Below are 9,429 nucleotides of genomic sequence, written 5' to 3' on the forward strand. Positions count from 1 at the left end.
GATCTCATCCGCGCCTGCTTCACGTGCGGCGGCTCCGGCGCATCTTTCGGGCGCACGCGCACGCGCAGCGTCGAGACTGGCCAGCCGCGCTTCTGCAGATCGCCGAGCAGCCGCGGCTCGACCTGCCGCAGCCGCGCGGCCAGCGCGTTGTGCGCGGCAAAGAGGGTCAGGGTCCCGTCCTTCACGAAGCCGGGTTCGACGTGGTTCGCCAGATAGTCGGGCAGGAGCGCGGCAAGATCGCGCTGCAGTGACGCGATCTGCTCGACGCCGGCGCGCAGCGCCGCGAACGCGTCAGTGCGGCCGAGCACTTCGGACACGGGTTGCGGGCGATACGGGGCGAGCGGGCCGAAACGCTTGGAAAATCGGTTCATCGAGACATTCTTCGGGCGCGCACGCGCGCGGACGTTGACGCCGATTGTACCCGCGCGGGCCCGGGCACGGGCGGCTTTCGCCCCGTCGGCCCGGCCGTCGGCGCATAGTGCCCGTCCGGCCGAGACACGGGCGCGCGCGTTCCCGCGTGCTAAAATTCGACGTTTGAGTCCACTAATTCGCTAAGCCGCCGAGGCTCGGGCGTCGGGGCGCGCAACACGCGCCGGGCGCCGGTGCTGCGACGCAGGATCCGATCCGATGACAACCGGTTTTCTCCAGAAAATTTTTGGCAGCCGCAACCAGCGGCTCGTCAAGCAATACCAAAAGACCGTCACGACGATCAATGCGCTCGAAACGCAGATCGAGAAGCTGACGGACGACCAGTTGCGCGGCAAGACGGACGAATTCCGCCAGCGGGTCGCGGCCGGCGAGTCGCTCGACAAGCTGCTGCCCGAGGCATTCGCGGTCTGTCGCGAGGCCAGCCGTCGCGTGCTGAAGATGCGGCACTTCGACGTGCAGATGATCGGCGGCATGGTGCTCCACTACGGCAAGATCGCGGAAATGCGCACCGGCGAGGGCAAGACGCTCGTCGCGACGCTGCCCGTGTACCTGAACGCGCTGGCAGGCCGCGGCGTGCACGTGGTGACCGTCAACGATTACCTCGCGCAGCGCGACGCCGAATGGATGGCGCGCCTCTACAACTTCCTCGGTCTGTCGGTCGGCATCAACCTGTCCGGCATGGAGCACGACCAGAAGCAGCAGGCCTACGCGGCGGACATCACGTACGGCACGAACAACGAATTCGGCTTCGACTACCTGCGCGACAACATGGTCTACGAGACCGACGCGCGCGTGCAGCGGGCACTGAATTTCGCGGTCGTCGACGAAGTGGACTCGATCCTGATCGACGAGGCGCGTACGCCGCTGATCATTTCGGGCCAGGCCGAGGATCACACCGAACTGTACGTGCGGATGAACGCACTGCCGCCGCTGCTCGAGCGCCAGATCGGTGAAGAGAAGGCCGACGGCACGGGCGTCGAGAAGCCGGGCGACTACACGCTCGACGAGAAGGCACGCCAGGTGTTCCTGACGGAGTCGGGCCACGAGAAGGCCGAGCGCCTGCTCGCCGAATGGGGCCTGATCGGCGAGGGCGAGAGCCTGTACGCACCGCAGAACATCACGCTGATGCACCACGTGTACGCGGCGCTGCGCGCACACACGCTGTTCCACAAGGATCAGCACTACGTCGTGCAGAACGGCGAAGTGGTCATCGTCGACGAATTCACGGGCCGCCTGATGGCCGGCCGCCGCTGGTCGGACGGCCTGCATCAGGCCGTCGAAGCGAAGGAACACGCGAAGATCCAGAGCGAGAACCAGACGCTCGCCTCGATCACGTTCCAGAACTACTTCCGGATGTACGCGAAGCTGGCCGGCATGACCGGTACCGCCGACACCGAAGCGTACGAATTCAACGAGATCTACGGCCTCGAGACGGTCGTGATCCCGACCAACCGTCCGCCGAAGCGGATCGACAAGCAGGACCAGATCTACAAGACGGCCAAGGAGCGCTATGACGCGGTGATCCGCGACATCCGCGAATGCTACGAGCGTGGCCAGCCGGTGCTGGTCGGCACGACGTCGATCGAGAACTCCGAACTGCTGTCGCACCTGCTGAAGCAGGCCGGGTTGCCGCACGAAGTGCTGAACGCGAAGCAGCACGAGCGCGAAGCGGCGATCGTTGCGGAAGCCGGCCGTCCGAAGCGCGTCACGATCGCAACCAACATGGCCGGTCGCGGTACCGACATCGTGCTCGGCGGCAACGCCGAGAAGCAGGCCGCGTTCATCGAAGCCGACGAAGCCATCCCGGCCGACGAAAAGGCGCGCCGCATCCAGCAGCTGCACGACGAGTGGGAAACGCTGCACGAGCAGGTGAAGGCCGCGGGCGGCCTGCACATCATCGGCACCGAGCGCCACGAATCGCGCCGGATCGACAACCAGCTGCGCGGCCGTGCGGGCCGCCAGGGCGATCCGGGCTCGTCGCGCTTCTACCTGTCGCTCGACGATCCGCTTCTGCGCATCTTCGCGGGCGACCGCGTGCGTTCGATCATGGATCGCCTGAAGATGCCGGAGGGCGAGGCGATCGAGGCCGGCATCGTTACGCGCTCGATCGAATCCGCGCAGCGCAAGGTCGAAGCGCGCAACTTCGACATCCGCAAGCAGCTGCTCGAATACGACGACGTGTCGAACGACCAGCGCAAGGTGATCTATCAGCAGCGTAACGAGCTGCTCGAAGCGCACGATATCACCGAGACGATCACCGCGATGCGTCATGGCGTGGTGACCGAAGTCGTCCGCCAGTTCGTGCCGGAAGGCAGCATCGAAGAACAGTGGGACGTGCCCGAGCTCGAGGAAGCGCTGCGCAACGACTGGCAGCTCGACCTCGCGATCCAGGAAATGGTGAACGAGTCGTCGTCGATCACGGCCGAGGAGATCCTCGACGCGGTGATGACGGCCGCCGACGAGCAGTACGAGGCGAAGGTCGCGATGGTCGGCCGCGAATCGTTCAGTGCGTTCGAGCGTTCGGTGATGCTGCAGACGGTCGACCGCCTGTGGCGCGAGCACCTCGCGGCGCTCGACCACCTGCGCCAGGGCATCCACCTGCGCGGCTATGCGCAGAAGAACCCGAAGCAGGAATACAAGCGCGAAGCGTTCGAACTGTTCGCCGCGATGCTCGAGGCGATCAAGCAGGAAGTCACGCGCGTCGTGATGAACGTGCAGATCCAGTCGCCGGAACAGCTCGAGCAAGCCGCCGAGCAGATTGAGGAGCGTGGCGGTCATCTCGAGAACGTCGAGTACCAGCACGCCGATTACGCGGAAGCCGGTGCGCCGGTGGCGAACGTCGCGGCTGCCGCGGCGGCCACCGCGACGGCCGACATGGTCGGCAGCGCGATGACGCACAGCGGCCCCGGCGGCGAAATGCCGAAGGTCGGTCGCAACGACCCGTGCCCGTGCGGCAGCGGCAAGAAGTACAAGCAATGTCACGGGAAGCTGTCATGATCGACGGCGGCGCGCGTCACGCGTGCCGCTTCGTTCGCAGCTTCGAGTGAGTAATGTGAGTTGCGGCGGCCCGCGCGTGCGGCCGCCGGTTCTTCCAATCGATGCCGGCGCATGCCGGCATTTTCCATCCGGCAGGTGTGCCCCATGGCTGTCAATTTTCCGTCGATCGATCCCGCCCAACTGCATCCCGTCGCCGGCGTCACGCTCGGCTGGGCGGAAGCGAACATCCGCAAGCCGAATCGCAAGGACGTGCTGGTCATTTCCGTCGACGAAAGCGCGACGGTCGCGGGCGTGTTCACCGAAAACCGTTTCTGCGCAGCGCCGGTCATCGTCTGCCGCGAGCACCTGGCGAAGGTGCGCGCAGGCGGCGCGGGCATTCGCGCGCTCGTCGTGAACACGGGCAATGCGAACGCGGGTACGGGCGAGCCGGGCCTCGTGAACGCACGCGAAACCTGCGCGGAACTCGCGCGCCTCGCAGGCATCGAGCCGGCGCAGGTGCTGCCGTTCTCGACCGGCGTGATCCTCGAGCCGCTGCCGATCGATCGCCTGAAGGCCGGGCTGCCGGCTGCGCTCGCGAACCGCAAGGCCGCGAACTGGTTTGACGCCGCGCAGGCGATCATGACGACGGACACGCTGCCGAAGGCCACGTCGCGCCAGGTGACGATCGACGGCCACACGGTCACGCTGACAGGCATCAGCAAAGGCGCGGGCATGATCAAGCCGAACATGGCGACGATGCTCGGCTTCCTCGCATTCGACGCGAACGTCGCACAGCCGGTGCTCGACACGCTCGTGAAGGAAGTGGCCGACCGCTCGTTCAACTGCATCACGATCGACGGCGACACGTCGACGAACGACTCGTTCATCCTGATCGCATCGGGCAAGAGCACGCTGCCGGCGATCACGTCGACCGATTCGCCGGCCTATGCGGCGCTGCGCGATGCGGTGACGGAAGTCGCGCAGGTGCTGTCGCAGCTGATCGTGCGCGATGGCGAAGGCGCGACGAAATTCATGACGGTGCAGGTCGAAGGCGGCAAGAACGTCGCGGAATGCCGCCAGATCGCTTACGCGATCGGCCATTCGCCGCTCGTGAAGACGGCCTTCTACGCATCCGACCCCAACCTCGGCCGGATTCTCGCGGCGATCGGCTATGCGGGCGTCGCGGATCTCGACGTCGACAAGATCGACCTCTATCTCGACGACGTGCTCGTCGCGAAGGCGGGCGGCCGCAACCCCGCCTACCAGGAAGAGGACGGCCAGCGCGTGATGAAGCAGAGCGAAATCACGATCCGCGTGCTGCTCGGCCGCGGCGATGCGCAGGCCACCATCTGGACGTGCGACCTGTCGCACGACTACGTGAGCATCAACGCGGATTACCGCTCCTGATCGGGAGTGCTCGAACGACATGGACAAGCTTGAACAGTTTCTGACGCGCGCCGAAGCACTGCTCGGCCGTCTCGAGGGGATGCTGCCGCCCGCGCCGGCAGCGGTCGACTGGAATGCCGCACACGCGTTCCGCTGGCGCAAGCGCCAGGGGCGCGGCTATCTGCAGCCGGTGCCGGCCGTTTCGTCGATCACGCTCGACGATCTGCACAACATCGATCGCCAGAAAGGGCTGATCGAACAGAACACGCGGCAGTTCGTGCAGCAGAAGCCGGCCAACAACGTGCTGCTGACCGGCGCGCGCGGTACCGGCAAATCGTCGCTGATCAAGGCGTGCCTGAACGCGTATGCGCAGGACGGCCTGCGCCTGATCGAAGTCGACAAGGACGACCTGCACGATCTCGGCGACATCGTCGACCTGATCTCGCAGCGTCCCGAGCGCTTCATCGTGTTCTGCGACGACCTGTCGTTCGAGGAAGGCGAGTCGGGCTACAAGGCGCTGAAGGTCGCGCTCGACGGCTCGATCGCCGCGCAGTCGGACAACGTGCTGATCTATGCGACGTCGAACCGCCGCCATCTGCTGCCCGAGTACATGAGCGACAACGAGACGTACAAGCATCTCCCGGATGGCGAGATTCACCCCGGCGAAGTCGTCGAGGAAAAGATCTCGCTGTCGGAGCGCTTCGGCCTGTGGGTCAGCTTCTATCCGTTCAAGCAGGACGACTACCTCGACATCGTCGGGCACTGGCTGCGTCATTTCGGCTGTCCGGATGCGGAGATCGAATCCGCCCGCGGCGACGCGCTTGTATGGGCGCTCGAGCGCGGCTCGCGGTCGGGGCGCGTCGCGTGGCAGTTTGCGCGTGACTGGTCGGGCCGCAAGGAGCAGGCATGAGCGCGGATCTCGCACAAGGTGCGGTGCGCGCACCCGATGGTCGCAAGGTGACGGAAGTCGCGGTCGGCGTGATGGTGCAGCCGGACGGCACGGACGGCCGCTGCCGTTACCTGCTCGCGCAGCGGCTGCAAGGCAAGCCGTATGAAGGCTACTGGGAGTTTCCGGGCGGCAAGCTGGAGGCCGGCGAAAGCGTCGAGGACGCGCTTGCGCGCGAACTGCACGAGGAGCTCGGCATCGAAGTCACGGCCAGCCATCGCTGGCACACGCTCGAGCACGACTATCCGCATGCGTACGTGCGGCTGTATTTCTGCAAGGTGACGGGCTGGACGGGTGAGCCGCACAGCAAGGAAGGGCAGGCGTTCGTGTGGCAGCAACTGCCGGTCGAAGTCGCGCCGCTGCTGCCGGCCGCGCTGCCGGTGCTCGAACTGCTCGAGAAGGAAGCGGCGTCGAACTGACGCCACGATGGCCTGCCGGAAAGGCGGGCCATATCACTGGCGGGCGGCGCCGCGCGCCGCTCAGCTGTCTCGACGGCCTTCCGTGCCGTCTTCTTCCGACGAGGGACCCTCGTCGGAGGATCCACCGATCCGGTACTTTTCCGCGGCCCATGCGCCGAGGTCGAGCTGCTTGCAGCGGGCCGAGCAGAACGGGCGGAACTGATTTTCGGGCGTCCAGCGCACTGCGGCGCCGCACGACGGGCATTTCACAACGGTAGTCATACGAAAGCGATTCGGCCCGCGGCCGTTACAGATTGCACAGTGTCAGATGGAACGGCACGTCGATGTCCACCGCGCGCGGCCGCACATCGCCGTCCTGCATGGTGAACCGTACCCACAACATGTATTTGTTGGCGCTCGCTTCGGGAATGACGCGCAGCTCCGGCGATACGCGTACCTGCATCAATTGGTACGTGCGGCCGGACAGCATCTGCTGGTAGCTGCCTTGCATCGCCATGACCTTCGACGCCTGACCCGATTCGCGCGCGAGCCGCAGCACGATCGTCACCGCGTCGCGCAGCGGCAGCATCGGCAGAATCCACTTCGCGATGTCCTGACGACGCTGCTCGGCGGGCCACTGCTGCCATGCATAGTACGACGGCAGGTCGAACTTGCAGGTGCCGCCGGGGATCACTGCACGGCTGCGGATGCTGGCGAGCCACTCGTTGTCGACGAGGTGCTGGCCGGTCTTGCCCTGCATCTGCGCGAGATTCGCGAGCGTCTGCTCGATTTCGCCGAGCACGGCTTCGAGCGCGTTCTGCTCGATGCCCGGATTGCCGCGAAAGGGGGCGAGCGTCTGGCGCTGACGTTCGAGCTCCTTCATCAGATCCGATTTCAGGTCCGCGCGGCCCGTTACCTCGGCGATTTCGAACAGCGTCGTCAGCGCGACGTGGTGTTCACGCGGGTCCTCCTGAGCCAAAAAGAACGCGAAGCGCTCGAAGAGATCTTCGAGGCGCAACAGCGTGCGAATTCGCTCGTTGAACGGATACTCGTAAAGAATCAAGCGCGCTCGCCTCTTGGGTAGGGATTGAAACAATGCAGGACATTCTAATGCTCACTCTCTACCCTAGCAACGCGCCAATTTCGTACACCATCACGATTGGCGCGAGGTTCAGTGCGCGGCGGCCGCAAACCCGAGATAGCGTTGGTGCAGTGCATCGACCTGTGCGGCGAGCGCGTCGGGTGTCGTCGCGTCGTTGACGATCACGTCGTCGGCTGCCGCGAGACGGGCTTCGCGCGTCGCCTGTTTCGCGATGATCGCTTCGACCTGCTCGCGCGTGAAGCCGTTGCGCCGCATCACGCGTGCAATCTGCGTTTCGACCGGGCAATCGACGACGAGCACGCGATCGCTGCGCGCCTTCCAGTTGCCTGACTCGACGAGCAGCGGCACGACGAACATCACATACGGGCCTTGCGCTTCGCGCGCTTCGCGATCGGTTTCCGCACGGATCAGCGGGTGCGTGATCGCTTCGAGGCGCCGGAGCGCGGCGTCGTCGCTGAAGATCAGTGCGCGCATCTTTGCACGATCGAGCGAGCCGTCGGCGGCCACGAAGTCGCGACCGAATGCCTGTTCGATCGCGGGCATCGCGAGACCGCCCGGTGCGGTAATGCGATGGGCGATCAGATCGGTATCGACCAGCGACGCGCCGCGGGCGCCGAACAGATCGGCGACGGTCGTCTTGCCGCTGCCGATGCCGCCGGTGAGTCCAATTGCGAACATGTCAGCCTCCGAGCGCCGAATAGAACGGGGTGCCGAAAAACAGCGTCGCGACGCCGCCTGCCGCGAGGAACGGGCCGAACGGAATCGGCTCCTCGAAACGCATGCGGCCGCGCCAGGTCGCGATGAGCCCGACGATCGCGCCCGTCACCGCGGCGAACAGCACGACTTGCGGCAATGCGGCCCAGCCCATCCATGCGCCGAGCGCGGCGAGTAGCTTCAGGTCACCGAAACCGATGCCCTCGATGCCGCGCAGCCATTTGAACAGCCAGTAGATCGACCACAGGAACAGGTAACCGGCGATGGCCCCGATCACGGCGGAGCGCAGCGACGTGAAGGTGCCGCCGAGGTTCAGCACGAGTCCGGCCCAGAGGAGCGGCAGCGTCATCGAGTCGGGCAGGTAGCCGGTCCGGATATCGATCGCGCTCATCGCGAGCAGTGCGGCGCACAGCGCGAACGCGGCAAGCGCGGCGACGGTCGGGCCGAATGCCGCGAGCGAGCCGGCGGCGAGCAGCGCGCACGCGAGCTCGACGAGCGGATAGCGGATGCCGATCGCGTGGCCGCAGCGCCGACAGCGCCCGCGCAGCATCAGGTAGCTGACGAGCGGGATGTTTTCCCATGCGCGCAGCACGTGGCCGCAATGCGGGCAGGCGCTGCGCGGGCGCCACAGATCGTAGCGCGGCGGGTAGCCGTCGTCGGGCGGGGCGCTCGCGTTGCCGGTTGCTTCATCGATCTCGGCCTGCCACGCACGCTGCATCATCACGGGCAACCGGTGCACGACCACGTTCAGGAAGCTGCCGATACAAAGGCCGATGACGACCGCGAACGCATACTGCAGCGTGGGCGGCAGCATCGCCAGCGCGAGCAGCGTGCTCTCGGGCGAATCGGTAACGGCGGACAGGGGCGCTGGCGTCATGAGGCTCAAGGTTCGGACTAAAAGGCGACAGAATCGGTTGCGATGCTACACCACGTTGCCGAGCTGAAGGATGGGCAGGTACATCGCGATCACGAGGCCGCCGACGAGTGCACCCAGCACGATCACGATCAGCGGTTCGCCGAGTGCGGCGAGTGTGTCGAGACGCGCGTCGAGCTGGCGTTCGCACAACGCGGCGATGTCGGCGAGCATCGTGTCGAGCGCACCGGTTTCCTCGGCGACGGCGATCGGCTGCACGACGTCGTCCGGAAAGCAACCGGCCGACTGCATCGCGTCAGCGAGACGCGCGCCGCGCAGCACACGAGCTGCGATGTGCGTGGTGGCGTGCTCGAACACCGGATGGCCGGCGGTGCGCTCGAGCGTGGCAAAGGCGTCGGCGAGTGGCACGCCGGCGCCGAGCAGCGTCGCGAGCGAGCGGCACCAGCGTGCGGCTGCGTACCGGGTGAGTGCACTACCCGCGAGCGGCGCGTGCAGCAGGCGCCGCGCGACAGCGTGGCGCAGCGGTGCAGACCGACGCAGTGCGTGATGTGCGGCCAGCCCCGCTGCTGCCGTACCGGCAGCGAGCACGCCGCCCCACGCCGAC

10 protein-coding genes are annotated in these 9,429 nt (G+C 66.2%); 4 read left to right on the forward strand and 6 right to left on the reverse strand.

Features of this window, described 5'->3' with window-relative positions; genetic code table 11:
* A partial coding sequence (locus tag G3N93_RS26935; RefSeq protein WP_206134332.1) for a DUF721 domain-containing protein occupies positions 1–371 on the reverse strand: 371 nt, incomplete at its 3' end.
* A gap of 256 nt (positions 372–627) precedes the next feature.
* Between G3N93_RS26935 and secA the strand changes: the two genes are divergently transcribed.
* The 4 genes from secA (at position 628) to G3N93_RS26955 (ending at position 6,156) form a co-directional block, all read left to right on the forward strand.
* Positions 628–3,426 (forward strand): preprotein translocase subunit SecA, encoded by a 2,799-nt coding sequence (gene secA, locus G3N93_RS26940; RefSeq protein WP_174939033.1) that lies wholly within the window; start codon positions 628–630, stop codon positions 3,424–3,426.
* A gap of 144 nt (positions 3,427–3,570) precedes the next feature.
* Positions 3,571–4,812 (forward strand): bifunctional glutamate N-acetyltransferase/amino-acid acetyltransferase ArgJ, encoded by a 1,242-nt coding sequence (gene argJ / locus G3N93_RS26945; protein WP_174946767.1) that lies wholly within the window; start codon positions 3,571–3,573, stop codon positions 4,810–4,812.
* 19 nt (positions 4,813–4,831) lie between these two features.
* Complete coding sequence (locus tag G3N93_RS26950; protein WP_174939037.1) at positions 4,832–5,701, forward strand: ATP-binding protein; 870 nt, start codon at positions 4,832–4,834, stop codon at positions 5,699–5,701.
* Positions 5,698–6,156, forward strand: coding sequence for an NUDIX domain-containing protein (locus tag G3N93_RS26955; protein ID WP_174939039.1), 459 nt, complete (start codon positions 5,698–5,700; stop codon positions 6,154–6,156). The genes G3N93_RS26950 and G3N93_RS26955 overlap by 4 nt, the downstream gene beginning before the upstream one ends.
* Positions 6,157–6,216: 60 nt before the next feature.
* On the opposite strand, the gene G3N93_RS26960 is transcribed toward G3N93_RS26955, so the two are convergent.
* The 5 genes from G3N93_RS26960 to G3N93_RS26980 all read right to left on the reverse strand — a co-directional run.
* The gene (locus tag G3N93_RS26960; RefSeq protein WP_011350851.1) at positions 6,217–6,417 is read right to left on the reverse strand and encodes a DNA gyrase inhibitor YacG; all 201 of its coding nucleotides are present in this window, start codon (positions 6,415–6,417) and stop codon (positions 6,217–6,219) included.
* A gap of 25 nt (positions 6,418–6,442) precedes the next feature.
* Positions 6,443–7,198, reverse strand: coding sequence for a cell division protein ZapD (zapD, locus tag G3N93_RS26965; protein WP_174939041.1), 756 nt, complete (start codon positions 7,196–7,198; stop codon positions 6,443–6,445).
* A 108-nt stretch (positions 7,199–7,306) separates the two neighbouring features.
* On the reverse strand, positions 7,307–7,915 hold the full coding sequence (coaE, locus tag G3N93_RS26970) for a dephospho-CoA kinase (protein ID WP_206124054.1): 609 nt from the start codon (positions 7,913–7,915) through the stop codon (positions 7,307–7,309).
* A gap of 1 nt (position 7,916) precedes the next feature.
* Complete coding sequence (locus tag G3N93_RS26975) at positions 7,917–8,828, reverse strand: A24 family peptidase (RefSeq protein ID WP_206134333.1); 912 nt, start codon at positions 8,826–8,828, stop codon at positions 7,917–7,919.
* 45 nt (positions 8,829–8,873) lie between these two features.
* Positions 8,874–9,429, reverse strand: a 556-nt coding sequence (locus tag G3N93_RS26980; RefSeq protein WP_206134334.1) for a type II secretion system F family protein, incomplete at its 5' end; no start/stop codon positions are given.

Origin of the sequence: Burkholderia sp. Se-20378, assembly GCF_017104665.1 — a bacterium.
Classification (GTDB): Bacteria; Pseudomonadota; Gammaproteobacteria; order Burkholderiales; family Burkholderiaceae; genus Burkholderia; species Burkholderia lata.

Bases quoted from the DNA above. Each gene is read 5' to 3' on its own strand.
- secA (WP_174939033.1), top strand. From the start codon at position 628: ATGACAACCGGTTTTCTCCAGAAAATTTTTGGCAGCCGCAACCAGCGG.
- argJ (WP_174946767.1), top strand. From the start codon at position 3,571: ATGGCTGTCAATTTTCCGTCGATCGATCCCGCCCAACTGCATCCCGTC.
- G3N93_RS26950 (WP_174939037.1), top strand. From the start codon at position 4,832: ATGGACAAGCTTGAACAGTTTCTGACGCGCGCCGAAGCACTGCTCGGC.
- G3N93_RS26955 (WP_174939039.1), top strand. From the start codon at position 5,698: ATGAGCGCGGATCTCGCACAAGGTGCGGTGCGCGCACCCGATGGTCGC.
- G3N93_RS26960 (WP_011350851.1), bottom strand. From the start codon at position 6,417: ATGACTACCGTTGTGAAATGCCCGTCGTGCGGCGCCGCAGTGCGCTGG.
- coaE (WP_206124054.1), bottom strand. From the start codon at position 7,915: ATGTTCGCAATTGGACTCACCGGCGGCATCGGCAGCGGCAAGACGACC.
- G3N93_RS26975 (WP_206134333.1), bottom strand. From the start codon at position 8,828: ATGACGCCAGCGCCCCTGTCCGCCGTTACCGATTCGCCCGAGAGCACG.